Source organism: Cupriavidus sp. UYPR2.512, assembly GCF_000379565.1.
In the GTDB taxonomy this organism is placed as follows: Bacteria; Pseudomonadota; Gammaproteobacteria; order Burkholderiales; family Burkholderiaceae; genus Cupriavidus.
Genome location: NZ_KB902852.1, coordinates 467,584 through 492,915 on the forward strand (window position 1 = coordinate 467,584; position 25,332 = coordinate 492,915).

Here is a 25,332-nt window from a genome sequence, read left to right on the forward strand (position 1 = left end):
CGCGCCGGCAAACCAGAACGAGACACTCCGGAGTCAGTCCCATGGGCAGCACCCCCACCCCCAACATGCTCGCGCCGCTGCGCGACTTCATTACCGGCCTGGCCGCGTTGCTGGACCAGCACCCGGACGAGCCGTGCATCCTGCGCGAAGGCGGGGCGCTGCTGGCAAAGCTGGTCGCGCGCGACGACTGGCTGCCCGATGCCTGGGCCCAGCCGCATCCCGAGTACTACCAGCAGCACCTGCTGCATTGCGATTCCGCCGAACGCTTCTCGGTCGTCAGCTTTGTCTGGGGGCCGGGCCAGCGCACGCCGATCCACGACCACACCGTATGGGGCCTGATCGGCATGCTGCGCGGCGCGGAAGACTCGCAGCCGTTCGCGCTCGACGCAGGCGGGCGGCCTGTGCCGCATGGCGACGCCGTGCGCTTGCTGCCCGGTCAGGTCGAGGCCGTATCGCCCACGGTCGGCGATATCCACCTTGTCAACAACGTGCATGACGACCGCGTCTCGGTCAGCATCCATGTGTATGGCGCCAATATCGGCGCGGTGCGCCGTTCGGTCTATGCCGGAGACGGCACGCGCAAGCCCTTTGTCTCCGGCTATTCCAACCAGACCCTGCCCAACCTGTGGGACCGTTCCCGCGAAGTTGCCCAGTCATGACCACGATTACTGCTACCCAGGCCGCACCGGCCTTTCCAACGTATTCGCGCGACGCGGTGCGCGAGGCGCTGCTCAACCGCGACGAGATCGCTTTGATCGATGTGCGCGAGGAAGATCCCTTCGCGCAGGAACACCCGCTGTGGGCCGCCAATTTCCCGCTGTCCAGGCTTGAGATCGACGCGTGGGCGCGCATCCCGCGCCGCGACACCCTGATCGTCGTCTACGGCGAATACGCCGGCACTGACCTGGCGCCGCGCGCCGCGGCCGTACTGCGCGAGCTGGGCTATACGCGCGTGCATCTGCTGGAAGGCGGACTGCGCGCCTGGACCGACGGCGGCGGCGAGGTGTTCCGCGACGTCAACGTGCCGAGCAAGTCGTTCGGCGAGGTCGTGGAAGCCAGGCGCCACACGCCGTCGCTGGCGGCCGAGGAAGTGCAGGCATTGATCGACACCAAGGCCGATGTGGTGATCGTCGATGCGCGCCGCTTCGATGAATACCAGACCATGAGCATTCCCACCGCCACCAGCGTGCCAGGCGCAGAACTGGTGCTGCGCGTGCGCGAGCTGGCGCCTGATCCGCGCACGCGTGTGATCGTCAACTGCGCCGGGCGCACGCGCAGCATCATCGGCACGCAGTCGCTGGTCAACGCGGGCATTCCCAACCCGGTGGCGGCGCTGCGCAACGGCACCATCGGCTGGACCCTGGCCGGCCAGCAGCTGGACCACGGTGCCAGCCGCCGCGCCCCCACCGCGGTCAGCGACGCCAACCGCGATAGTGCCCGCCATGGCGCGCGCGCGATCGCCGACCGGGCCGGCGTGCGCCGCATTGCCCTGGCCCAGATCGAAACGCTGCAGCAGCCCGGCCGCACCGTGTACCGCTTCGATGTCCGCACGCCCGAGGAATTCGCCGACGGCCACCTGCCGGGCTTTGTCAACGCGCCAGGCGGCCAGCTGGTGCAGGAGACCGACCATTGCGCTCCGGTGCGCGGTGCGCGCATCGTGCTGGCGGATGATGACGACGTGCGCGCCAGCATGACCGGCTCATGGCTGGCGCAGATGGGTTGGGATATCTGGGTGGTGGAACCGGTGGCCGCGGCGGAGCGCAGTGAAACCGGCGCGGTCAGCGCACCGGTGCCGGCGTCAGCGCCGGTACCGACCATCTCTGCAGCCGAACTGGCCACGTGGCTTGACGCAGGCGATGGCAGCACCGCCGTCCTCGACTTCACCACCAGCGCCAACTACGTCAAGCGCCATATTCCCGGCGCTTGCTTCGTCATTCGCGCCCAGCTGGCCGACGCGCTGGCACGCATCGCGCAGCCCAGGCGTTACGTGCTCACCTGCGGTTCAAGCCTGCTGGCGCGCTTTGCCGCCGCCGACCTGCGGCGCCTGACCGATGCGCAAGTGTTGGTGCTGGAAGGCGGCACCCAGGCGTGGATTGCCGCGGGACTGCCGCTGGAAAGCGGGGAGACGCACCTGGCCTCGGAACGCACTGACCGCTACCGCCGGCCGTATGAGGGCACCGACAACCCGCGCGAGGCGATGCAGGGCTACCTGGACTGGGAGTTCGGCCTGATCGCGCAACTGGAACGCGACGGGACGCATGGGTTCAGGGTGGTGTAGGGCCGCTGCATGATATGCACTGACGCTGCTTATCATGCAGCGAGGCCGGGCGACAGGCAGGGGCAAGACCGGAAGGCCTAGAGGCGGAGCAGCAGACGCATGGCCTCTTCCACCTTGCGAAGGTGATTGGCCGCCAACGTGGCCACCGGCCGGCCGCCCATGAACCGGCGATTGGACACCGCACGGACCTGGTCGATGAGCAGGTCCGTCTCATAGGCCAGGCCAGGCAGCTTTCCCAGCGCGACCCGCAACGGAAAACAATCCTCGCGCTCGATCTGTGATGTTCCGGGCACAATGATCGTGGTCGGATGGCCGGCGTCATTGAGCAAATCCGTCTGGATGACCAGCGCCGGCCGGTTGCGCTTGGCCGGCTCTTTCCGATGCGTCTGGGGATTGAGGTCGACCTCCCAGATCTGCCCGCGCTTCAGTTCAGTCAAGCCCGTCTCCGGCCGATGCGTCCATGTCTTCACTGGCGGCCAGGTGCTTTGCCGAAAGCTTCCGGGAAAGCATGGCGATACGGGAGGCCATTTCCCGTTCGTTCTTCTCGCGCACGGCATCGCGGATGTAGTCGGAAGTTTTTTGTCCCGATGCCTTTGCCAGCGCGCGAGTCTGATCGGCCAGTTCTTCGCCGGCGCGGAAGGACAAGGTCGTTCCTTGCATGAATGGCTCCGTACTTGCGTAATACGGAAGTATAGCGCTCATTTGTACCTCATTTTTGTATTACAAAACCGCCAACGGATGGACGCACAGACTGGCTCACAGGGGTTTTGGGAACAGGGACTGAGCCTAGACTGGGGAGCGGATTGGCTGAAATTGGATAAGTCTGAAAGCCCTTGCAGGCGCCCGATCTCTCTACAGCAAGGGAACGAACGTAACGATTCCCTGTCAATCGTAATCGTTCAGTTACAATGCTGTCCTGCAGCATTCCACCGGCCAACCCCGACAGCGGGCTGGCCGGCAATGCCGCCAATGCCCCCGATCCAATGCGACTGTTGTTCCTGCTGCTGACTGCCATGTGCCTGTCGCTGCTCTCCTTCGGAGCAGTGGCGGACGCGCGCGGCGTTGCAGGCGCAGGCCAGCGTTGACCTGGTAGACCTGGCGGCGGGGCAGCCTGTTGACGATCTGGGCCGGATCATCGTGCCCGGCGACGACGGCCTGCATGACGACGATATCTGCGACGACCCGCCCCCCGGGTATTGCAATATCTGGTCGGCGGATCTGCTCGATCCCCTCGACCTGCTCGACGAGATCGAGGAATCCAGCGCTCTGATTGCCTTGCCACCAGTGAAGCTGCTGCTGCCCTCCGGCGACGTCGCCCAGCATCCGCCTGGCCGCGCCGAGCCGCCGCCTTCGGGCTTCTTCCGGCCCCCCATTTCCCGCGCCTGAGCTTTTCCTGCGCCCGCACCGCACGCGCTGCCGCATGCCGCCGCCGTGCCGCGGGCCGCGCCTTCTTGCCTGATTTCGCCAGCCTGCCTGCTGCCTGACCGCGCGGGCAAGCCGCTGCCGTTGTGCGTCCTGCCGTGATCGCGTCCAAGTGACCGCTCGCCCCGGGGCGAGCGACAGCATGGCGACAGGCAGCCGTATTGCTTGCTTTCCCGACTCATGACAACAACCAAGCTGACCCTGATCGCGTCGCTTTCGCTGATCGCGCTCGCCGCCGCCCCGGCCCATGCCGATCTGCGAGGCGGGGTGTCCCCGACGCCAACGGACGCGGCCGGTGCCGCGCCAGCCGCCCCCGCGCCCCTGACCAAACCTGCTGCCGCACCCATGCCGGGCTCTGCCATCCTGGCGGCCGCGGCGGTTGCGAAGCCCGCATCCGCCGCATCGGCTGGCGCCCAGGCGGGACCCGCCTACTCGCTGCCCCAACTGCTCGACCTGGCCCAGTCCACCAACAAGGGCGTGGCCGCCGCCGAGGCCGGTGTCGATGCCGCCAGCGCGGCCATCAGCAGCGCACGTGCCTATCCCAACCCGCAGGTGGAGGTGATGTACGGCCGCTTGTCCGGCAAGCAGCCGGGCGTGACCAGCGGCAATGCGCCCAGCTACGCCGTGGTGCAGAAGCTGGACTACCCGCACCAGCGCAGCTTGCGCGAGGCCATGGCGACCCGCGGGCTGGAGTCGTCGCAGGCCATGCGGCAAGGCTTCCGGGCCGACCTGGCCGCCCGCGTGAAGACCGCCTACTACGAGGTGCTGCGCCGTGAGAGCGAGCTGCATGCCGCCGAGGAAGATCTGGCGATGATGCGCCAGATCCATTCGCGGGCGCGGCTGCGCGTGGAGGTGGGCGAGGCGCCGCGCTATGAACTGATCAAGGCCGAGACCGAACTGCTGGCCTCGCAGAAGAGCCAGCAGACCGCCGGGCTGCGCGTCAACCAGGCCAAGGCCGCGCTGCGCCAGCAGGTGGGCGGTGCCATGCCGGGCCAGTATGCGCTGGCCGGCGCCCTGGGCCAGTCGCCCGACGTGCCGCCGCTGCCGGTGCTGCGCGACACCATGACCGCCGGCAATGCCGAGCTGGTCCAGCGCCGCATGGAGCTGGAGCGCGCACAGCTGGGCGTGAACTATCAGAAGTCGCTGCGCTGGCCCGAGGTGGCGGTGCGCGCCAGCACCGACCGCCAGCCTGACAACAACGTCTCGCAGATCGGCCTGGTCCTGACCATCCCGCTGTGGGACCGCCGCAGCGGCCCGGTGGGCGAGGCCACGGCGCATGCCACGCAGGCGCGCAGCGCCCTGGAAGCGCGTGAGTTCGAGCTGATGCAGGAGCTGGAAGCCGCCTACCGCCAGTACGAGATCAACCAGGCGCAGGTGACGGCGCTTGAGTCTGGCATCGTGCGCGAGGCCGAGTCGGCGCTGGGCGTGGCCGAGTCCGCCTACCGCTTCGGCGAGCGCGGCATCCTGGACTACCTCGATGCCCAGCGCGTGCTGCGCGGCGCGCGCAATGAGCTGATTGCCGCCCAGTACGACCTGCAGGTGGCCGCCATCCAGATCGAAAAGCTTATGTCGACCGCCCCGGGCGCTACCGCGGCGCCGGGCCTGCAGCCGACTTCCACCATCGAACAGAAATAATCATGCGTCCCAAATTCCTGCTTTCGCTGACGGCCGCTGCCGTCCTGACGTTCAGCCTGGCGGCCTGCTCCGACAAACCTCAACCCGTTGCCGAGGCGCCCAAGCTGCCGCCGGGCGTGATCCAGCCAGAGGGCAACCTGCAGAAGGGGCTGAAGGTGGCGCCGGTGGCCACCTCCCCGTTCAGCGAGATGCTGCGCGTGGCCGGCCGCGTCGACTTCGACGAGCAACGCGTGGCGCGCATCGGCGCCAGCGTGACCGGCCGCGTGACCGACCTTTATGCCACCCTGGGCCAGGAAGTGAAGGCTGGCCAGGTGCTGGCGCGCCTGCACAGCAGCGAGCTGGGCGCGGCGCAGATGGCCTTCCTGAAGAGCGAGGCCCAGACCGAGCTGCAGGGCCGCAACGCCGAGCGTGCGCGCCAGCTGTTTGCCGCCGACGTGATCGGCCGCGGCGAGCTGCAGCGCCGCGAGAGCGAACTGGCGATTGCCTCGGCCGAGATGCGCGCCTACCGCGACCAGCTGCGCGTGCTGGGCATGTCGCAGGGTTCCATTTCCGAGCTGGCCAGGAGCGGCAGCATCAACTCGCATTCGCCGGTGTTTTCCAGCATCAGCGGTACCGTGGTCGAGCGCAACGTGGCGCAAGGACAGGTGGTGCAGCCGGCCGATGCGCTCTATACGGTGGCAGACCTGTCGCGCGTATGGGTGGTGGCCGAAGTGCCGGAGCAGCAGGCCGCCCAGGTGGCCGAAGGGCAAAGCGTTGACATCGAGGTGCCTTCGCTTGGCAACGGTGCGGGCAGCAAGAGCATTACCGGCAAGCTGATCTACGTCGGCCGCACGGTCAACCCGCAGTCGCGCACGGTGCTGGTCCGTACCGAGCTGGAGAACCGCGAAGGCCGCCTGAAGCCTGCCATGCTGGCCAGCATGCTGATCGCCGGCAAGCCGGTCGACCAGCTGGTGATCCCGGCGGCTTCGGTGGTGCGCGACGGTAATGACGAGCTGGTCTACGTCGAGATGCCGGGCAACAAGTACCGCCTCACCAAGGTCAGGCTGGGCGCCGAGAGCGACGGCATGCGCGTGGTGCAGAACGGTGTGAAGGCCGGCGACCGCATCGTGGTCGATGGCGCCTTCCATCTCGACAACGAGCGCAAGCGCCTCGAGCAAGGGTAACCGGCCATGATGAAATCCCTAGTCGAAGCCGCCATCAAGCAGCGGCTGGTGGTGTGCGTGATTGCCGTGGTGCTGTTCTTCTTCGGCTTGCGCGCTGCCACCAGGCTGTCGGTGGATGCTTTCCCCGATGTGACCAACGTGCAGGTGCAGATCGCCACCGAAGCCGCGGGCCGCTCGCCCGAGGAAGTCGAGCGTTTTGTCACCGTGCCGGTGGAAATGGCCATGACCGGCCTGCCCGGCCTGGAAGAGATGCGCTCGCTGAACAAGGCGGGCCTGTCGCTGATCACGCTGGTGTTTACCGACGCCACTGACGTGTACTTTGCGCGCCAGCTGGTGATGGAGCGCCTGATCGAAGTGGGCGGGCGCATGCCGGAAGGCGTGTCGCCGGTGCTGGGCCCGGTTTCCACCGGCCTGGGCGAGGTCTACCAGTACACGCTGGACCGTGCCGACGACGGCAACCGCGAACTGACGCAGGAAGAGCTGGCCGAGCGGCGCATCGCCCAGGACTGGGTGGTGCGCCCGCTGCTGCGTTCGATCCCGGGCGTGGCCGAGATCAACTCGCAGGGCGGCTACGTGCGGCAATACCAGGCGCTGGTCAACCCGGAACGCATGCGCCACTACCAGATCTCGACCCAGCAGGTCTATGAGGCCCTGGCGCGCAACAACGCCAACTCAGGCGGCGGCGTGCTGCCGCACTATGCCGAGCAGTACCTGATCCGCGGCGTGGGCCTGGCCCGCGGCGTGGATGACCTGGGCAGCATCGTGCTCAAGGAGATCAACGGCACGCCGGTGTACCTGCGCGACGTGGCCAACGTCACCATCGGGCATGAGGTGCGGCAGGGGGCGCTGGTCAAGAACGGCCAGACCGAGGCGGTCGGCGGCATCGTCATGATGATGCGCGGCGGCAATGCCAAGGAGGTGGTCAGCCGCGTGAAGGCACGCGTGGCCGAAATCAACGAGCGCGGCATGCTGCCGGGCAAGCTGCAGATCGTGCCCTACTACGATCGCAGCGAACTGGTCGACTCCGCACTGTGGACCGTGACCAAGGTGCTGCTGGAAGGCGTGGTGCTGGTGGTGATCGTGCTGTTCCTGTTCCTGGGCGACGTGCGCTCGTCGGTGATCGTGCTGGCCACGCTGGTATTGACGCCCTTGCTGACCTTCATGGTGATGAACGAGGTGGGCCTGTCGGCCAACCTGATGTCGCTGGGGGGGCTGGCCATTGCCATCGGCCTGATGGTCGACGGCTCGGTGGTGGTGGTCGAGAACGCGTTCGAGCGGCTCGGCCACAAGGAGCCGGGCCTCACCAAGACCGAGATCCTGGTCAAGGCCGTGCAGGAAGTGGCCACGCCGGTGATCGTGGGCGTGGGCATCATCATCCTGGTGTTCCTGCCGCTGATGACGCTGTCGGGCATGGAAGGCAAGATGTTCGCGCCGCTGGCGTTCACCATCTCGATCGCGCTGGCGATCTCGCTGTTCCTGTCGCTGACGCTGTCGCCGGTGCTGTCGTCGTACCTGCTCAAGGGCGGCGCCGAGCACGACACGCATGTGATCGCTTTCATGAAGCGCCACTACCTGCGCCTGCTGCACTGGGCGCTGGGCAACAGCCGCAAGACGGTGATCTGCGCGGTGGCGGCTTTCGTCGCCACGCTGGCGATTGTGCCGCTGCTGGGCACCTCGTTCATTCCGGAGATGAAGGAAGGCTCGATCGTGCCCGCGATCGACCGCGTGCCCAACATCTCGCTGGAAGAGTCGATCAAGCTGGAGAAGGAAGCCAACAAGCTGGTGCTGAGCGTGCCGGGCGTGAAGTCGGTGGTGTCCGGCGTGGGCCGCGGCGAAAGCCCGGCCGACCCGCAGGGCCAGAACGAATCTACCCCGATCGCCAGCCTGAAGGACCGCGGCGAGTGGCCCGACGGCTGGACCCAGGACGATATCGCCAACGCCATCCGCGACAAGCTCAAGGCCATTCCCGGCGTGCAGATCGTGATGGCACAGCCGATCTCGGACCGCGTCGACGAAATGGTCAGCGGCGTGCGTTCGGACGTGGCGGTGAAGGTGTTCGGCGATGACCTGGACAAGCTGCGCGAACTGGCGGGCGAGATCGCCCGCGTGGCCGGCGGCATCCAGGGCTCGCAGGACATCCGCATCGAGCGCGTGTCAGGGCAGCAGTACCTGTCGATCGAGATCGACCGCCAGGCGATTGCGCGCTACGGGCTGAACGTGTCCGACATCCATGACGTGATCGAGATTGCCATCGGCGGCAAGCGTGCCACGGACATCTTCGAAGGCGAGCGCCGCTTTGCCGCGGCGGTGCGCCTGCCGGAGGAGTTCCGCAACAACGAGCAGGCCATCCGCCAGCTGCTGGTGTCCACGCCCAACGGCACCCAGGTGCCGCTGCAGAGCGTGGCAAAGATCGAGGTCAACGACGGCCCGGCCCAGATCAGCCGCGAAATGGCCAAGCGCCGCGTGGTGGTGATGATCAACGTGAAGGACCGCGACCTCGGCGGCTTCGTGGCCGAGCTGCAGCAGGCCACCGGCGCCAAGGTGAAGCTGCCTGAAGGCTACTACCTGGAGTGGGGTGGCCAGTTCCAGAACATGGAACGCGCCATGGGCCACCTGAAGATCATCGTGCCGGTGACCATCGCCGCGATCTTCTTCCTGCTGTTCCTGCTGTTCAACTCGCTGCGCTTTGCCACGCTGATCATCACCGTGCTGCCGTTTGCCTCCATCGGCGGCATCATCGGGCTGTTCGTCACTGGCGAATACCTGTCGGTGCCGGCCTCGGTGGGCTTTATCGCGCTGTGGGGCATGGCGGTGCTGAACGGGGTGGTGCTGGTGTCATATATCCGCACGCTGCGCGACTCGGGTTTGTCGCTCGATGAAGCGGTGGTGCAGGGCGCGACCCAGCGTTTCCGCCCGGTGATGATGACCGCGACCATTGCGATGCTGGGCCTGGTGCCGTTCCTGTTCTCGACGGGGCCGGGTTCGGAGGTGCAGCGTCCGCTGGCGGTGGTGGTGATCGGCGGGCTGATTACGTCGACGCTGCTGACGCTGGTGATGGTGCCTACGCTGTATCGCTGGTTCGATGATCGCAAGCCGGATCCGACCAGGGACGTGCCGGTGTAAGGCAGCGGCTACCTTCGTATCCTGCTGGTTTGCTCCCCTCTCCCGCTTGCGGGAGAGGGAGCACGCAAGCGGTCAGTCAGAAGCCTGCGCGCTTGCCAGCCGCTTCACCAAAGACAAACGCCCCATCAAAGCATGAACTGCACCCCAAAAGTTGATGTCCAACTTCTTGGGGTCAGTTCAAGCATGGGGCGTTTTTTCATGTGAGCAGGCGCCTGGTTCAATAACCGTAATACGGCTGCTGCTGTTCGTAATACCCCGACGGCTGCGGACCGCAAGGCACGTAGGCACGGTCGTAGTCGCGGTAGCAATAGCCTGGCGGCGCTGCCGGCGGTGCGTATGAGACCGGAGCCGGCGCGTATGTCACCGGAGCCGGGGCGTAGGTGACAGGGGGCGGTGCCGCCATGACCGGCGCCGAGGCCAGGGCCGCGCCAAAGGCCAGGCCAACCAGCGCGCCGACCGCCAGCACGGCTCCGGCATTCGAGCCGCCGCCGTGGTAGTGGCGGCCGCGCGCCGACGCCGGGCCGGCTGCCACCAGCGCCACGCTCAGGGCAACCGCTGAAACGATTCGGGTGGAGGGGCGCATATCGGACTCCTTCTGATGCAGCCTGTGTGCATTCATGATGCACGCAAAGCGCCCCTCAAGGTGTTTCGGCGCGGCCGGCGACTTGTTAGGGTTGTAACGGCTGCTTTAATGCCGGTGCCCCGTCAGCCGGTGGCCAGCGCGCGCTCTGGCTCCTGCCCGAATGGCGGCATGTTTTCCAGCCGCAGCGATTGCGGCACCGACAGCGAGATGTCCGCGGCGCGCAGGCGCTTGAGGATCTCGAACAACAGGTCGCTGCGCGTGGTGGCGGCGATGCGCGGGCTGCCGACATAGCCCGTCACCGACAGCGTGATGCCGTTGGGCGCCAGCTGGCTGAACATGACTGAGGGGGCCGGCACGTCGAGGATGGTCTCGTTCTCGCGGTAGACGTCCAGCAGCAGGTCGCGCAGCTGTTCGGGGTCGGTATTCAGGGGGAAGGTGAGCTGCAGCGACGCCACCCCCTGGGTGCTGTTGCTCATCGTCACGTTGCGCAGGTTCTGCGAGATCAGCTGCGAGTTGGGCACGATCACGGTGGAGCGGTCGCCCAGCTGGATCTCGGTGGCGCGCACGTTGATGCGGCGGATGTCGCCCTCAACGCCGGCAATGCTGACCATGTCGCCCACCTTGACCGGCCGCTCGGTCAGCAGGATCAGGCCCGAGACGAAGTTCTTCACGATCTCCTGCAGGCCGAAGCCGATGCCCACCGACAGCGCGCTGACGATCCACGCCAGGTTGTCCCAGCGCACGCCCAGCAGCGACAGCGTCAGCAATACCAGCAGCACGTAGCCGACATTGCTGAACAGCGTGACCAGCGAGGCGCGCAGCCCCGGCTCCACGCACAGCTTGGGCAGCAGCTCTGCATCGAGCCAGCGCCGCACCGAGCGCAGCAGCCAGATGCCCACGCCGAGCGCGACCAGCGCGTTCAGGATGCGCTCCGGCATGATGTTCAGGCTGCGCAGCTTTTCGCCGCCGAGCACGGTCAGCAGGCTGTTGAGCAGGTCCGCGGGCGTGGTGCCGAAGCCACCCGTCAGCAGGGCAAGCACCGCCAGCAGCAACAGCAGGCTGGCGCCGATGCCGGACAGGATGGTGGAAGTCTGCTCCAGGCGAGCGTCTTCGATGCCGAACAGCTGCTTGATCACGCGGCCGCTGGCGTAGTGGGTCGAGAACACGCTTTCGCACAGGTCGCGCGTGACCTGGGTCAGCAGGTACAGGCTGCACAGCACGATGTCGAACCAGACCAGTTCATAGGTCAGGAAGCGCGCAAAGCTGATATAGCCGGCCAGCAGCGCCACCATCGACACGATCACGATCAGGGTCACGCCGGCGTGGATCATGCCCGCCAGGGTCGCGCGCGCCTCCGGGCGCTCGCCCGCCGCGGCCAGCACGTTGCGCACGCGGTTGGCGCGCAGCAGCGCAGCGCCGATGGTCAGCACCACCACCAGCGAGACCAGCCCGCGGCCCAGCAGCGTGACCTGCACGCTGGTATCGGCAATGCGGTTCAGTTGCTCAAGGGTGCCGGCCAGCAGCAACAGGCCGGCCAGCACGGCGGGGAACGGCTTCATCGCCAGCGCGACCGGATCGGCCAGCGCCGGCAGGCGCCAGGAGGGATGGCGCGTGCACAGCAGCGCGCGCCCCAGGCCCGCGATCAGCGCGCTGGTCAGCGTCAGCTTGAGCAGCTGGCCGTACAGCTCGATCAGGTCCGGCGGAAGTTCATAGCTGCGCGTAAAGGCGTTGTAGACGAGCTGTACCGCCAGCCCGGTGGTGCACACGGTGGCCAGCGTGGTGGCCAGCGCCAGGGCGCTGCGGCGCAGGCGCGTCGCCGGCAGCTGGTTCAGGCAGAACCACGCCAGTGCCCGTTCGGCCAGGCGCCGGCCCATGGTCCATACGGCCAGGGCCAGCAGCAGCAAGGCGATGGTGGCGGTGCGCTGTGACGGCTGCCAGGCCAGTTGCGCCATCGGCACCACCTGGTCGGTAAAGGTGGCCAGGCGCGCCTGGTCTTCCTGCGTCGGGCTGGCCAGCGGCTTCCAGAACTGCGGATTCAGTATGCTCTCGGAGCGCAGCGCGAGCTGGTCCTTGATCTGGCTGCGCTGCAGCCGCGCCAGCTGGCCGCTCAGGTTGGCGATGTTCGCCTTGCTCTCGCCCGCCTGCTTGAGCTGTGCATCAAGCTGGGCACGGCGCGCATTCAGTTCGGCGCGCTGCCTGACCACCGCCGGCGCTTCCTTGGTGGTGCCGTCCGCCGGCGGCGGCCCCAGCACGTCCAGCTGCGCCTGCAGCTGCGCACGCTGCGGCGTCAGCGCCGAAGACAGCTTGCCGACGTCGGCATCGAGCTTCTGCAGCGTTTCTTCGAGTTCATGCAGCCTGGTGTTGCCATCCGGATCGGAGGCCTGCTGCTTGATGCGGTCCTGCTCGGTCTGCAGGCGCTTGAGTTCGGCGGCGGCCTCGCCGTGGGTGATGGCGGGCGCCTGCTGGGCGCCGGCCTCGGATGCCGCTTCGGAGGCTGGGGCGGCTAGTGCGGCGGGCAGCGTGGCCGGCATCAGGTGGCATAGCGCAGCGAGCGCAAGGCCCAGTGCGAGCCGTGAAACTTTGCTCATGGCGCAATCTCGTCGGATGGTGACGGCTTGCGGCGGCTCCGGCATCGGCAGGGGCATCGCGCTGGCACGCGTCGGATGCGGCGGCGACGGGATGCGGGAACGGCCGGGACACCGGCAATGAACACGGGAAGGGATGACCGCTCGCTGGCGCTCCCTTCGGCGAAGTCTGGTCAGGGCACGAAGCGCGGCGGGCTGCCTGGCAGGCCGGTGTGCGTGACACGGGACGTGCTGACCGATGGCGGCGGGACCAAGGGGAAAACGAAAAACGGCCTTGCCGCGGTTCGCAGGATTATACGAAAGCGAATGCGCCACCCGACGCCGTGGTGCGTCGGATAATGCACTGGCTGACATTTTGATACGGATACGCGCGCGCGGGCGCGCGGTGCAGGGCCGGGCGCCAGCCGGCGCGGCCTGCCGGAATCGCATTACCATCACGGTTTTCAGGCCGCGGGCGGCCTATCGTCATCACCAGGAGAAGGCATGGCTGTTCCGTCAGGCACGGAAAAGGCGCAGCTCGGCGGCGAGGCCGGGCAGATTGAAATGTTGGTCGACCGTCCTGCCGGCGCGCCGCGCGGCATCGCCGTGGTCGCGCATCCGCATCCGCTGCTGGGCGGCTCGGCCACGCACAAGGTGCCGCACCAGCTGGCCAAGGCGCTGGTGGCACGCGGCTTCCTGACTGTGCGGCCGAATTTCCGCGGGGTCGAGGGGTCCGCGGGCAAGCATGACCAGGGCAGCGGCGAGGCGCAGGACATGCTCGCCGTCGTCGCCCATCTGCGCGGGGCCCATCCCGGCTTGCCGCTGGCACTGGCCGGCTTTTCCTTTGGTGCGTTCGTCATGGCCCATGTCGCCGCCACGCTGGCGGCGCAGTCCGTGCCGATCCGTCACCTGGTGCTTGCCGGCACGCCTTACGGCACCGTCAAGGCGCATCGCAGCTACGACACGCCGGCCGTGCCCGCCGATTGCCTGGTGGTCCACGGTGAGCGTGACGAGCGCGCGGAACTCGGCGCGCTGTTCGACTGGGCGCGCCCGCAGGGGCTGCCCGTAGTGGTGGTGCCGGGGGCGGACCACTTCTTTACCGGCAAGCTGCCGCTGCTGGTCCGTATCGTCGGCGGGTACCTGGATCGTCCCGATGCCGGGGCGGCCGCCTGACGGCTTAGGGCCCAGGCCTCAGGCATTCGGCACCGCCGGCACGCCAGCGATCGGGTCGGGATGGATCTGCATCAGCGCGGCGCGCTTGTCCAGCAAGTGCTGGCGCAGGATGGCCGCCAGCCGCTTGCCGTCGCGGGCTTCCAGCGCGCGGATCATCTCCTCGTGATCGTGCACGGCGCGGTCCCATTTGGCGGTCTGGTGGTTGGAGCGGAAACGCATTGCCTTGAGCCGCCGGTTGAGCGTCAGGTAGGTCTGCTGCAGCGTCTGGTTGCGCGCGGCCTCGGCAATGCGGTCGTGGATCTCCTGGTTGCGGGCGTAGTAGCCGGGCAGGTCGTTCTGCGCGCGGCAGGCCAGCATGGCGTAGTGCAGCGCCTTGATCTGCGCCAGCTCCGGCGGCGTGATGCGCTCGCACGCCAGCTCCCCGGCAAAGGCCTCCAGGCCGCTCATCAGCTCGAAGGCTTCCCAGGCCTCGGCCTCGCTCATCCGTGACACGCTCGCGCCGCGGTTGGGCGAGATCTCGATCAGCCCCTCGGCGGCCAGCACCTTCAGCGCCTCGCGCAGCGGCGTGCGCGAGATGCCCAGCGTTTCACACAGCTCGCGCTCATTGAGCTTCATGCCCGGCGGCAGCACCCCCTCGACGATAAAGTTGCGCAGGTGGTCGACCACGGTGTCGTGCAGCCGCTGGCGCACGACCCTGGGCAGGAGCGGGGCGGCGGCCGCACCGGTGCCGTCCGGAGTTTGCATGCAATGTCCCTGTCATTGGCGTTGCGCCATTCTAAGACATTGCCGACCGGCCTAGCGCGCCGGACCGCGCAGCGGCATGCCGTTTTCGCGCCGCGCCTGGGAGCCTTCGCCCCGCCCGATCAGCGCCACCGACAACGCCGACACAAGCCCCGCAAAGGCCACGTAGGCGCAGATCTGCCAGGGCTTGCCGCCGCCCGACCTGAGCAGTGCCGTGGCGATGATGGGCGTGATGCCGGACGCGAAGATCCCCGAGAACTGGTAGACGAACGAGATCCCGGTGTATCGCACCCTGGCATCGAACAGCTCGCAGAACAGCGCCGCTTCCGGGCCGTAGACCGCGGCGTAGAGGATGCCGAACGGCACCACGATGGACAGCCACAGCAGCATGGTGTTGCCGCCGCTGTTCAGCATCAGCCAGAACGCCGGGAAGGCGGACAGGGCCGTGATCAGCGAGCCCCAGAAATACACGCGGGTGCGGCCGATGCGGTCGGACAGGTGGCCGAAGAACGGAATGAAGAAGCACATCGCAATCGCCGCCGCCATCACGCCGACCAGCGCTTCAGTCCGGCTGATATGGATGGTCTGGGTCAGGTAGGTGATCGAGAACACGCCGAAGATGTTGAAGAAGACCCCGTCGATATAGCGCGCGCCCATGCCCTTGAGGATATTGCCCGGGTAGCGCCGCATCATGTCGACAAAGGGGATCTGCGTCTCGGCATTGCGCTGCTTGATCACGGCGAATTCAGGCGTCTCCTTGACGTTGAGGCGGATATACATGCCCACGAACACCATCCCCGCTGAGATCAGGAAGGCCACGCGCCAGCCCCAGGCCAGGAACTGCGCGTCGGTCAGGGTCAGCGACAGCAGCGCCACCACGCCGGACGCCAGGCACAGTCCGATCGCCAGCCCGATCTGCGGCAGCGACGCATAGAAGCCCCTTTTGCCCGGCGGTGCGTACTCATAGGCCATCAGCACCGCACCGCCCCATTCGCCGCCCAGGCCGATGCCCTGCAGCACGCGCAACAGCAGCAACAGGATCGGCGCCAGGATGCCGATGCTGTCGTAGGTTGGCACCAGCCCGATCAGGAAGGTGGACACGCCCATGATCATCAGTGTGATCACCAGCATGCTCTTGCGGCCGACCTTGTCGCCAAAGTGCCCGAAGATCACGCCGCCCAGCGGCCGCGTGACAAAGCCCACCGCAAAGGTGGTGTAGGCCAGCATGGTGGCTACCAGCGGGTCATTGCCGGGGAAGTACAGCTTGTTGAAGACCAGGCCGGCGACCACGCCGTACAGGAAGAAGTCATACCACTCGATGGTGGCGCCGATCACGGACGCCAGCGCGACCTTGCGGATCGCCTGTTCGTTGGGGCTTGTCATGCTTGTCTCCTCTGGTGTTGGTCGGCGTCCTCTGGAAGGATGGTTATGGACGCCGGATGCACTGCGGGGTTTGGCCTTGTTATGGATGCCTGGCCTTGCTTGTTCGCAACGAGGCTTGGCGCGAGCCGCTCAGGCGGCTGCTGCCATCGGGCACGCTGCATCGACGGGATGCATTTCCCGCCGTGCGTCTTCGCGGATGAAGTCGGCCGCGCGTTCGGCCATCATCACCACCGGCACGTTGGTGTTGCCCGAGACCAGCGTGGGCATCACCGAGCAGTCCACCACGCGCAGCCCGCCCACGCCATGCACGCGCAGGCGCGCATCGACCACTGCCAGCGGATCAGCGGCGGGACCCATTTTCGCGGTGCCCGACGGATGGAAGATGGTGGCGCCGTACTCGCGGCAGAAGTGCAGGATCTCGTCGTCGCTGCGCACCTCGTCGCCCGGCCGGAACTCGCGTTTCATCAGGCCGCGCATCGGTTCGGTCTGCGCCACGCGCCGGGCGTAGCGCACCGCTGCCACGGTGCAGCGCCGGTCCAGCTCGGCCGACAGGTAGTTGGGCTGCATCGACGGCGGCTCATATGGGTCGGTCGAGCGGATCCGCACCGTGCCGCGCGACTCGGGCCGCAGCTGGCATACCGAATAGGTGCAGCCGGAGAAGGGATGCACCATGCCGCCCGCCATGTCGGCGGACAGGGTCGAGAAATGGAACTGCGTGTCCGGCGTGGCGTTTTCCTGCGGCAGGGCGCGGCAGAACATCGCGCCCTGGTTGATGCCGATCGCCAGCGGCCCCTTGCGCATCAGCAGCCATTCCAGGCCCATGCGCGCCTTGCCCGTCAGCGAGCGCAGCTGGTCGTTGGTGGTGATCGGCTTTGCCACCTCGTAGATCAGCCGCACCTGCAGATGGTCCTGCAGGTTCTCGCCCACGCCCGGCAGGGCACGCACCACCGGTACGCCCAGGTCCTGCAGCAACGGCGCCGGGCCGATGCCCGACAGCTGCAGCAACTGCGGCGACTGCAGCGCGCCGGCGCACAGGATCACCTCGCGCCGCGCGCGCAGGATATAGGGCTGGCCATGCCGGGTGTAGCGCACGCCCACGGCACGCTTGCCTTCGAACAGGATCCCGGTGGTGTGGGCATCGGTCTCGACGCGCAGGTTCGCGCGCCCGCGCGCCGGACGCAGGTAGGCCACCGCGGTGGAGCAGCGCCAGCCGTTGCGGGTGGTGAGCTGGTAGTAGCCCACGCCCTCCTGGTCGCCACCATTGAAGTCGGTCTTGCGCGGCAGGCCCAGGGCCTGGCCGGCGCCGATGAAGGCATCGACCAGCGGATGCTGCCGGTCGATCGAGGTCGCGTTCAGCGGGCCGTCGGTGCCGCGCGTGGGGCCGGCGCCAAGGTCGTTGTTCTCGAGCTTGCGGAAGTAGGGCAGGCAGTTGTCCCAGCCCCAGCCCGGATTGCCCAGCGTTTCCCAGTGGTCATAGTCCTCGCGCTGGCCGCGTACGTAGATCAGGCCGTTGATGGCGCTGCTGCCGCCCAGCGTGCGGCCGCGCGGCCAGTAGATGCGGCGATTGAGCATGTTGGGATCGGGATCTGTATAGAAGCCCCAGTTCACTTCCTTGTGGAACATGGTCTTGCCATAGCCGATCGGGATATGGATCCACGGGTAGCGGTCGGGCGGGCCGGCCTCCAGCAGGCAGACCGAATACCGGCCGTCTTCGCTGAGCCGGTTGGCCAGCACGCAACCGGCCGAGCCGGCGCCTACCACGATGTAGTCAACGGTTTGCGACATCGTCGCTGTCTCCTTTTCTGGCCGGCAGGCGCGTAACCACCCGGCTTGGGCCTATAATTTGAAACGTTCTGTTCCGGATTTTATTTTTCCGGGCCGGAATGGAAAGCTCAATCGCGAGGAGACGCCGGTTGTGAAACAGAACGTGCAATTCCCGTTTCAGAATCGCACTGCAGCAGAAGACGGGGCGGTGGAGGACGATGCGCGCAGCCTGCGCGTGCTGATGGTGCTGTCCAGCCTGGCCAGGGCGCAGCACCCGCAGACGCTTTCCCAGCTTTCGCAGCGGCTGCATGTGCCCAAGGCGACGCTGATGCGCCTGCTGGCCGCCCTGGAGCGCACCGGCTTCGTGGTCCGCATGCCCGCCGAGCGCGGCTACGTGCCCGGCCCGGGCGCCGCGGCCTTGTCACTGCAGACCCTCAGGAGCCCGCCGATGCTGCGCGAGTGCCGCGCCATCCTGGCCAGGCTGGTGGCGAGCCTGGGCGAGACCTGCAACCTCACCGCGCTCGACGGCGACCGGGTCCTCTATGTGGAGCGCGTCGAGACACACGAGCCACTGCGCCTGCAGCTGTCGCCCGGCATCCACGTGCCGCTGCACTGCACCGCCAGCGGCAAGCTGTTCCTGTCAGCGATGAACCGGCTGGAACGCCAGCAGATGCTCAGGCGCCTGGACCTGGCCCCACACACGCCGCGCACGCTGTCCGATGTGCCGGGACTCAATACCGAGCTGGACCGGCTGGGCGCGCGCGGCATCGGCGTGGACCATGAGGAATTCGTGCGCGGCATGTGCGCGGTGGCAGTGCCGGTGCGCGAGCCGGAGGGGGAGGGTTCAGGCCGGGTGGTGGCTGCGATTGCCTGTCATGCGCCGACGGCGCGGGCATCGCTGGAGGCGCTGCTGCAGGCGGTGCCGACGCTGCAGGGGGCGGCAAGGGAGATGGCGGCGGTGCTGTGCGGGCACTGAGCCGGGGCCGTAAGGCGGGCCTCGGGCTTTACGGCCAGCGGGAGGGCGAGTATCGCTTGCTACCTACCGCAAAAGCCGGCCAACCCGCTCGCGCAACATCGGCAGCACCTCGCCATCAAACCAGGGATGCAGCTTGAACCACGGCTGGTTGCGCGGTGACGGATGCGGCAACGGCACGAAGTCGGGCGCGTAGTCCTTCCATGCCCTGACGGTCTCGGTCAGCGTCGGCTTGCGGCGCGCCCCGAGGAAATGGCGCTGCGCGTACTGGCCGACCAGCAAGGTCAGCTCGAGCGATGGCAGTTCCGCCAGCAGCCGGTCGAGCCACAGTGGCGCGCATTCGCGGCGCGGCGGGTTGTCGCCGCTCTTGCCGCGTCCGGGATAGCAGAACCCCATCGGGATGATCGCGAACTGCGATTCGTCGAGGAAGGTGGCGGCATCGACCCCAAGCCACTGCCGCAGGCGGTCGCCGCTTGCGTCGTTCCAGGGAATGCCGGTTTCGTGCACGCGTATCCCCGGGGCTTGTCCGACGATCAGGATGCGTGCATCGGCCCCGGCGCGCACGACCGGGCGCGGGCCGAGCGGCAGGTGGGGCGCACAGGCGCGGCAGGCGCGCACTTCAGTCAGGAGTGCCTGGAGGGAAGAACGCTGGGCGGGAACTGGCTTGGTCATCCCTGTCCTTGGCATCGCTCATGCCGTCTGAAAACTCATCCGCTTCGCCTGCGAGATCGACATGGCCGCCACCTGCACATGCGGGGCCAGCTTGGCCTGCGCGGTTTCCAGCGTCCAGCGCGTGGAAGGGACGGAGATGTTGATGGCCCCGACCGGCAGGCCGCGGTGGTCGGTGATTGCGGCTGCGACGGAGATGTCGCCGACCACGGTCTGGTTGATAGCCACGGCATAGCCGCGTTCACCGGCCTCGCGGATCGCCGTCATCAGCTTGTCGGGGTCGGTTTCGGTGAACGGCGTGATGGGGTTCAGTGCGGTCGCCCGCACCACCTCCAGGCGCTGCGCTTCGGGCAGCTTCGACAGGATCGCAATCCCGGACGCGGTGTACACGGCCGGGAGCCGGTATCCGACCCCGAAATCGACGTTGATCAGGTGCTGCCCGGGGAAGCGGGCCAGGAACACGATCTCGTGCCCGTCGAGTTCCTGCAGGTTGGCGGTTTCTCCCAGCGTGCGGCTGATATCGAGCAGGTAGGGCGATGCGCGCTCGACCAGGTCGTTGGAGCGCAGGTAGTTGTACGACAGGCCCAGTGCCTTGGACGCAAGCCCGTACATCGCCGAATCGGGCAGGCGCCGGATGTAGCCCAGCTGTTCCAGGGTGTGCACCAGCCGCTGCGTTGCGCTGCGGTCGAGATCGGCCGCCCGCGCGATCTCCGCCATCGACATCAGGCGGCGGTCCGGGCCGTGGAAGGCTTCCAGCACCTGGAAGGCCTTTTCCACCGAACCGACGAACAGGGACGAACGCTCGCGCCTTGTGCGCAGCCCGTTGCCTTCATTACCTGAATCCACACAACCTCCTGCTCGTCCTTGCCATTGTCTTCACGATTTACAGTGCGGCCAGCCGCGCGGCATGGCCGTCCGAGAGCGCGGCGGTGTCCAGCTTCGCTGCCTCCGGAATGCCGAGCAGCCGCAGCGTGGTCTCGAATTCTCCACGCAAGATGGCCAGGACTTCCGCCACGCCGCGGGGACCGCGCGCCGCCAGTCCGTACAGCGGTGCGCGCCCCGCCAGCACGCCGCGGGCGCCCATTGCCAGCGCCTTGGCGATGTCGGCGCCACGCCGCACGCCGCCATCGACGAATACATGCATCTTGCCCGCCGCCGCGACGATGGCGGGCAGCATCTCGAGCGCGCTGGGCGCGCCTTCCAGCTGGCGGCCGCCGTGGTTGCTGACCACGATGCCATCCAGGCCCTGGCGGGCGGCGATTTCCGCGTCGGCCGGCGTAAGGATACCCTTGATGATGACGGGCCCGTGCCAGTGCTGGCGCAGCCAGGCGATGTCGTCCCAGCACAGCGACATGTCCATCTGCCGGCTCAACCCTGCCGCCTGCGTCTTCAGGTCGTTGGCCAGCCCGCTGCTGCGGGCCAGGTTGACCAGCTGCGGCGAGCCGCCCTGGCGCAGCATGCGCAGGCACCAGCGCGGATGCGCCGCCAGGTCGGCCAGCAGCCGCAGCGTCCACGGCACCGGCATGCGAAAGCCATTGCGGATGTCATGGTCGCGCTTGCCGTGCACCATGGTGTCGACGGTCAGCATCAGGGTGCTGAAGCCGCCGGCGCGTGCGCGCGCCATCATGTTCTCGGCGATGGAGCGGTCGCGCTGCACGTAGAGCTGCAGCCACAAGTCGCCGTCGGTGGCGGCGCGCACGTCCTCGATCAGCGAGGTCGATGCGGTCGACATCACGAAGGGCAGGCCCTCTGCGTGGGCGGCCCGTGCCAGCGCCTCTTCGGCCTTCGGCCAGTACAGTCCGTTCAGCCCCGTGGGGCCTACCAGCAACGGCAGGCTGTACTTGCGGCCGAAGATCTCCATGCCGGGATCGATCTCCGTGACATCGCGCAGCACGCGCGGCCGGAACAGCAGTGCCTGGTATGCGGCCAGGTTGCGTGCCAGCGTGCGCCCGTCCTCCGCGCCGCCCTCGAGGTAGTCGAAGGCGAAGCGCGACAGCCGGCGCCGCGCCAGTTCCCGATAGTCCTTGATGGCCGGCAGCATGATCGTCGGCGCCTCAGGCGAGGGCGGCCTCGGCTTGCAGCCGCTGCGTCAGTTCGGCACGCAACTGTGCCTGCAGCCCGGGCGCCGGCGCTACCAGCGGTGCCAGCACCTTTGGCGCGGTCACGCCCACCAGGTCGAGCACGGCTTTCAGCGGCCCCGGATTGGTTTCGGAGAAGGCCAGGTCCAGCAACGGAATCAGCTCGCGGTGCAGGCGTACCGCTTGCGCGGTCTTGCCGGCCACGCCGAGTTCATAGATGGCACGCCAGGTGCGCGGCAGCACGGAGGCGGTCACGACCACGCCACCCCTGGCACCCGCCGCCATGTGCAGCGGGAACAGGCTGTCCTCGCCGCTGAACACGCTGAAGCTGTCGTCGGCACCCGCCACCACCTTGAGGAAGTGGTACATGTCGGTGTTGCAGGCTTTCATGCCGATGATGTTTTCGTGACGCGACAACTCGTGCAGCACCTCGGGCGCGATCGCGATCCGCGTGCGGTAGGGGATCTCGTAGATCATGACCGGCACCGGCGAGGCGTCGGCATAGCGCAGGAAATAGTCGCGGATGCCTTGCTGGGTCGGCGAGGTGTAATAGGGCGTCAGCACCATCAAGGCAGAGGCGCCAACGCCGGCAAAGGCCTTGCCTGCATCCAGCGCATCGTGGAAGCCCGGGTCGAGCACGCCGGGAATGACCGGAACCTGGCCAGCCGCTGCTTCGACGCAAAGGGCCGCCATGCGGACCCGCTCTTCGCGCGCCAGGGCACCGTATTCGCCGGTGCCGCCCAGCGGCACCACGCCGGCAACGCCATGGCCCAGCAGGTAGGCCATCAGCTTGCGCGTGGCGTCCTGGTCGATCCGGTCGTCGGCCGTCACGGGGGTCGGGATGGCGGGGAAGATGCCGCGCAGGTCGGCGGCGGTAAGCTTGTTGTTCATGGATATGGGTCTCAGCGCCCGGCGCTCTTGCGGCGCAAGCGCTCCGCGCAGGTGATCAGGATGGTAACGAAGACGAACAGGCAGGTAGACACCGCGGCAATCACCGGTGAAAGCTGCAGCGTCACCTCGTCCCAGAACTGTTTGGGCAGCGTAGCGCTCAGTCCGCCAGAGGCAAACAGGGCGATCGTCAGCTCATCGAACGAGGTGGCGAAGGCGAACAGGAAGGAAGAGAACAGCCCGGCGGCGAGGATCGGCAGCGTCACGTAGCGCAGCGTCTGCCAGGGCCTGGCGCCCAGGCTTTGCGCCGCCAGGTCGAGCCGCGTGTCGTAGTTGCGCAGCACCGCCATCATCGTCATGACGACGTAGGGCACGGCAACCACTGTGTGGCCGATCATCAGGCCCAGCGAGGTGCCGACCAGCCCGACCCTGGCGAAGAAGTAGAACATCCCCACCGCGATGATCATGCGCGGGATGATGATCGGCGACAGCACGAACGCCAGCAGCAGCGACTTGCCCCGCATCTGCGTGCGCGCCAGCAGGAAGGCCACCGGCGTGCCGACCAGCAGCGCCAGCACCGCGGCGCCAAGGCCTACCAGCAGCGAGCGCAGCCCGGCCTGCATCCACAGCGGCGACGCCAGCATGTCCTGGTAGTGCTGCAGCGTGAAGCCGCGCGGCGGCCAGTTCAGGCCCGACTTGTCGGCGAACGACAGCGGGATCATCAGCAGCGCCGGTACGCTCAGGAACAGCAGCACCAGCAGCACGATCGTGCGCAGCGGCAGCGAGTCGCCCGGCTGCCATTCGCCCCGTTCGCGCCGGCCGCGCGGCACCAGTGCCAGCAGCTTGTCGCTGATCGTTCCCAGTGCGCCAAGCACGCTGTCGCCGAGCCGATGCAGCACGCCATCGTGCGCGGCCGCGGAGCGGGTGCGTTGCTCCGCTGCGCCAGCCATCGACGAGAGGCCGAGCACCTTGTCATACAGGGCGAACACCGCCAGCACGACCAGCAGCAGCAACACCGAGATCGAGCCGGCGAAGCCCCAGTTCATGGTCTGCTGCACCTGGTCGATGATCAGCTGGGCCACCATGATCTCTTTGCGTCCGCCCAGCAGCGCGGGCACGATAAAGAAGCCGACGGCGGTGACGAACACCATGATGGCGCCGGCCGCCACGCCCGGCATCGAGAGCGGGAAGTAGACGCGCCAGAACGCCGTGCCAGGCCGTGCCCCAAGCGTCAGTGCCGCGCGCGGCAGGTTGCGGTCGATATTCTCCATCACCGACAGCATGGTCAGCACCGCCAGCGGCATCAGCGCGTGCACCATCGCCACCAGCACCGCCCCGAGGCTGTACAGCAGATTGGACGGCGCATCCTGGATGCCCGCGGCGGTCAGCAGCTGGTTGACCACGCCGTTGCGGCCCAGCATCACGATCCAGGCAAAGGCACGCACCAGGAAGCTGGTCCAGAACGACAGCAGCACCCAGAACAGCCACTTTGCCTTTTTGTCCTTCGACAGCGACGAAATCAGGTAGGCCACCGGATACCCGGCAACCACGGAAAGCAGCGTGGTCCAGAGCGAGATCTTCAGCGTGATCAGCATCACGTCGACGTAGACCGACGACGCAAACAGCTGGCGGTACTTGGCCAGCGTGAAGGCACCGTCGCTGTAGACGCTCAGCAGCAGGAGCTGGCCGACCGGGTAGGCCAGCAGCACCACGAACAGGAGCACCAGCGGCGCGGCCAGCAAGGCGGGCCGCAGCCAGGGCCGGGGTCGGCGTTGCAGGGCGGCGGCGGTCATAGGGAATCCGGGACGGCGACAGCGTCGCTGCGCTGCCAGGTGAGCGTGACTTGCTGCCCGACCGCATGCCGGGAAGCGCCCATCGAGGTGGGGTAAGACAGCACCACCGGGGCCTGGCCGGCGGCGTCGGATTCCACGTACAGCTTGGTCAGGCTGCCGGTGATCATGCTGTCCAGCACTTTGCCGCTGACCGCATTGGCAGCGGTGACGCCGTTGGCCATGGCGATGTTCTGCGGCCGCACCATGACCCGCACCTTGCCCCCGGCAGCCACCGGCGCATTCGTGACCGCATGGGCGACGGCGCCGCCCTGTGCCAGGGCCACCTCCACGTGGTCGCCGCGCACTTGCGTGACCGTGCCCTCGAACAGGTTCGATTCGCCCAGGAAGTCGGCCACGAACAGCGTGCGCGGGCGGAAGTACAGGTCCGACGGCGTGCCCAGCTGCTCGATCTTGCCGCCGTTCATCAGGCAGATGCGGTCGGACATCGTCATCGCCTCTTCCTGATCGTGCGTGACGTAGACGATGGTCGTGCCCAGCTCGCGGTGGATGCGCTTGATTTCCAGCTGCATGTGGTCGCGCAGCTTCTTGTCCAGGGCACCCAGCGGTTCATCCATCAGGATGATCGACGGCTTGTAGACCAGGCAACGGGCCAGCGCGATGCGCTGCTGCTGGCCGCCGGAGAGTTCCTTCGGGAAGCGCGCCGCGACGTGGGGCAGGCGGACCATTTCCAGTGCTTCCAGTGCCTGGCGCCTGGCCGTGGCCGCGTCGACCCGGCGCATCTTCAGCGGGAAGGCGATGTTCTCCGCAATCGTCATGTGCGGGAACAGCGCGTAGTTCTGGAACACCATGCCGATATCGCGCTCGTAGGGGGCGCCATAGGTCACGTCCTTGCCGTTGATCAGCAGCTGGCCGCCGTCCGGCACGGCCAGGCCGGCGATCAGGCTGAGCAGCGTGGTCTTGCCCGAGCCCGAAGGGCCCAGGAGGGTAAGGAATTCCCCCTCGGCCACTTCAAGGTCGGTCGGTGCCAGCGCGACGAAGTCGCCATAACGCTTGGTCAGCCCGGAAATCTTGAGTTTGAAATTCGGCATCGTGTCGTTGCTTG

General features: G+C 67.5%; 22 protein-coding genes. 9 read left to right on the forward strand and 13 right to left on the reverse strand.

Annotation, left to right across the window (positions count from 1 at the left end; all coding sequences use genetic code 11):
* Window positions 1-41: 41 nt before the first annotated feature.
* Both A3A5_RS0102095 and A3A5_RS0102100 read left to right on the forward strand, forming a co-directional pair.
* Window positions 42-659, forward strand: a complete 618-nt coding sequence (locus A3A5_RS0102095) for a cysteine dioxygenase (protein ID WP_018309008.1) — start codon at window positions 42-44, stop codon at window positions 657-659.
* A complete protein-coding gene (locus tag A3A5_RS0102100; protein ID WP_018309009.1) occupies window positions 656-2,278 on the forward strand; it encodes a rhodanese-related sulfurtransferase in 1,623 nt (540 codons plus the stop codon). The genes A3A5_RS0102095 and A3A5_RS0102100 overlap by 4 nt, the downstream gene beginning before the upstream one ends.
* 77 nt (window positions 2,279-2,355) lie before the next feature.
* Here A3A5_RS0102100 and A3A5_RS0102105 read toward each other — a convergent pair whose 3' ends face one another.
* Together A3A5_RS0102105 and A3A5_RS0102110 are read right to left on the reverse strand one after the other, a co-directional pair.
* Entirely contained in the window at window positions 2,356-2,715 is a 360-nt protein-coding gene (locus A3A5_RS0102105; protein ID WP_018309010.1) for a type II toxin-antitoxin system PemK/MazF family toxin, read from the reverse strand.
* The gene (locus A3A5_RS0102110) at window positions 2,708-2,938 is read right to left on the reverse strand and encodes an antitoxin (RefSeq protein WP_026200357.1); all 231 of its coding nucleotides are present in this window, start codon (window positions 2,936-2,938) and stop codon (window positions 2,708-2,710) included. The genes A3A5_RS0102105 and A3A5_RS0102110 overlap by 8 nt, the downstream gene beginning before the upstream one ends.
* 248 nt (window positions 2,939-3,186) lie before the next feature.
* On the opposite strand from A3A5_RS0102110, the gene A3A5_RS44350 reads away from it, so the two are divergent.
* The 5 genes from A3A5_RS44350 to A3A5_RS0102130 all read left to right on the forward strand — a co-directional run bounded on the left by A3A5_RS44350 (window position 3,187) and on the right by A3A5_RS0102130 (window position 9,621).
* Window positions 3,187-3,363 (forward strand): hypothetical protein, encoded by a 177-nt coding sequence (locus A3A5_RS44350; RefSeq protein WP_232431244.1) that lies wholly within the window; start codon window positions 3,187-3,189, stop codon window positions 3,361-3,363.
* On the forward strand, window positions 3,341-3,664 hold the full coding sequence (locus A3A5_RS37545; RefSeq protein WP_232431245.1) for a cobalt-zinc-cadmium resistance protein: 324 nt from the start codon (window positions 3,341-3,343) through the stop codon (window positions 3,662-3,664). Before A3A5_RS44350 ends, A3A5_RS37545 begins: the two co-directional genes overlap by 23 nt.
* 216 nt (window positions 3,665-3,880) lie before the next feature.
* On the forward strand, window positions 3,881-5,335 hold the full coding sequence (locus A3A5_RS0102120) for a TolC family protein (RefSeq protein ID WP_018309012.1): 1,455 nt from the start codon (window positions 3,881-3,883) through the stop codon (window positions 5,333-5,335).
* 2 nt (window positions 5,336-5,337) lie between these two features.
* Window positions 5,338-6,498 (forward strand): efflux RND transporter periplasmic adaptor subunit, encoded by a 1,161-nt coding sequence (locus A3A5_RS0102125; protein ID WP_018309013.1) that lies wholly within the window; start codon window positions 5,338-5,340, stop codon window positions 6,496-6,498.
* A 6-nt stretch (window positions 6,499-6,504) separates the two neighbouring features.
* Window positions 6,505-9,621: an efflux RND transporter permease subunit gene (locus tag A3A5_RS0102130; RefSeq protein WP_018309014.1), complete on the forward strand. Its 3,117-nt coding sequence runs from the start codon at window positions 6,505-6,507 to the stop codon at window positions 9,619-9,621.
* Window positions 9,622-9,838: 217 nt separating this feature from the next.
* Here the strand turns inward: A3A5_RS0102130 and A3A5_RS0102135 are convergent, their stop codons facing one another.
* Together A3A5_RS0102135 and A3A5_RS0102140 are read right to left on the reverse strand one after the other, a co-directional pair.
* The gene (locus tag A3A5_RS0102135) at window positions 9,839-10,204 is read right to left on the reverse strand and encodes a hypothetical protein (RefSeq protein WP_018309015.1); all 366 of its coding nucleotides are present in this window, start codon (window positions 10,202-10,204) and stop codon (window positions 9,839-9,841) included.
* 122 nt (window positions 10,205-10,326) lie between these two features.
* The gene (locus tag A3A5_RS0102140) at window positions 10,327-12,792 is read right to left on the reverse strand and encodes a DUF3772 domain-containing protein (protein ID WP_035811674.1); all 2,466 of its coding nucleotides are present in this window, start codon (window positions 12,790-12,792) and stop codon (window positions 10,327-10,329) included.
* Between the two features lie 480 nt (window positions 12,793-13,272).
* Here A3A5_RS0102140 and A3A5_RS0102145 point away from each other — a divergent pair, with 480 nt between their 5' ends.
* A complete protein-coding gene (locus A3A5_RS0102145) occupies window positions 13,273-13,941 on the forward strand; it encodes an alpha/beta hydrolase (RefSeq protein WP_018309017.1) in 669 nt (222 codons plus the stop codon).
* Window positions 13,942-13,959: 18 nt separating this feature from the next.
* Here A3A5_RS0102145 and A3A5_RS0102150 read toward each other — a convergent pair whose 3' ends face one another.
* From A3A5_RS0102150 to A3A5_RS0102160, 3 genes are all read right to left on the reverse strand, one after another.
* Window positions 13,960-14,685, reverse strand: coding sequence for a GntR family transcriptional regulator (locus tag A3A5_RS0102150; RefSeq protein WP_018309018.1), 726 nt, complete (start codon window positions 14,683-14,685; stop codon window positions 13,960-13,962).
* 51 nt (window positions 14,686-14,736) lie between these two features.
* Window positions 14,737-16,065, reverse strand: coding sequence for an MFS transporter (locus A3A5_RS0102155; protein ID WP_018309019.1), 1,329 nt, complete (start codon window positions 16,063-16,065; stop codon window positions 14,737-14,739).
* Between the two features lie 129 nt (window positions 16,066-16,194).
* Complete coding sequence (locus A3A5_RS0102160) at window positions 16,195-17,850, reverse strand: GMC family oxidoreductase (protein ID WP_018309020.1); 1,656 nt, start codon at window positions 17,848-17,850, stop codon at window positions 16,195-16,197.
* 130 nt (window positions 17,851-17,980) lie between these two features.
* Between A3A5_RS0102160 and A3A5_RS0102165 the strand changes: the two genes are divergently transcribed.
* The gene (locus tag A3A5_RS0102165; RefSeq protein ID WP_018309021.1) at window positions 17,981-18,805 is read left to right on the forward strand and encodes an IclR family transcriptional regulator; all 825 of its coding nucleotides are present in this window, start codon (window positions 17,981-17,983) and stop codon (window positions 18,803-18,805) included.
* Between the two features lie 63 nt (window positions 18,806-18,868).
* Here the strand turns inward: A3A5_RS0102165 and A3A5_RS0102170 are convergent, their stop codons facing one another.
* The 6 genes from A3A5_RS0102170 to A3A5_RS0102195 are packed head-to-tail and all read right to left on the reverse strand — an operon-like array spanning window position 18,869 to window position 25,318.
* Window positions 18,869-19,474 (reverse strand): uracil-DNA glycosylase family protein, encoded by a 606-nt coding sequence (locus tag A3A5_RS0102170; protein ID WP_018309022.1) that lies wholly within the window; start codon window positions 19,472-19,474, stop codon window positions 18,869-18,871.
* An 18-nt stretch (window positions 19,475-19,492) separates the two neighbouring features.
* Complete coding sequence (locus tag A3A5_RS0102175) at window positions 19,493-20,317, reverse strand: IclR family transcriptional regulator (RefSeq protein ID WP_018309023.1); 825 nt, start codon at window positions 20,315-20,317, stop codon at window positions 19,493-19,495.
* 37 nt (window positions 20,318-20,354) lie between these two features.
* Window positions 20,355-21,512 carry an alpha-hydroxy acid oxidase gene (locus A3A5_RS0102180; protein ID WP_018309024.1) on the reverse strand — a complete coding sequence of 386 codons (1,158 nt, stop codon included), beginning with the start codon at window positions 21,510-21,512 and terminating at the stop codon, window positions 20,355-20,357.
* 13 nt (window positions 21,513-21,525) lie between these two features.
* Window positions 21,526-22,440, reverse strand: a complete 915-nt coding sequence (gene dapA, locus A3A5_RS0102185) for a 4-hydroxy-tetrahydrodipicolinate synthase (protein WP_018309025.1) — start codon at window positions 22,438-22,440, stop codon at window positions 21,526-21,528.
* A gap of 11 nt (window positions 22,441-22,451) precedes the next feature.
* Complete coding sequence (locus A3A5_RS0102190; protein WP_018309026.1) at window positions 22,452-24,230, reverse strand: ABC transporter permease subunit; 1,779 nt, start codon at window positions 24,228-24,230, stop codon at window positions 22,452-22,454.
* Window positions 24,227-25,318, reverse strand: coding sequence for an ABC transporter ATP-binding protein (locus A3A5_RS0102195; protein WP_018309027.1), 1,092 nt, complete (start codon window positions 25,316-25,318; stop codon window positions 24,227-24,229). The genes A3A5_RS0102190 and A3A5_RS0102195 overlap by 4 nt, the downstream gene beginning before the upstream one ends.
* Window positions 25,319-25,332: the final 14 nt, after the last annotated feature.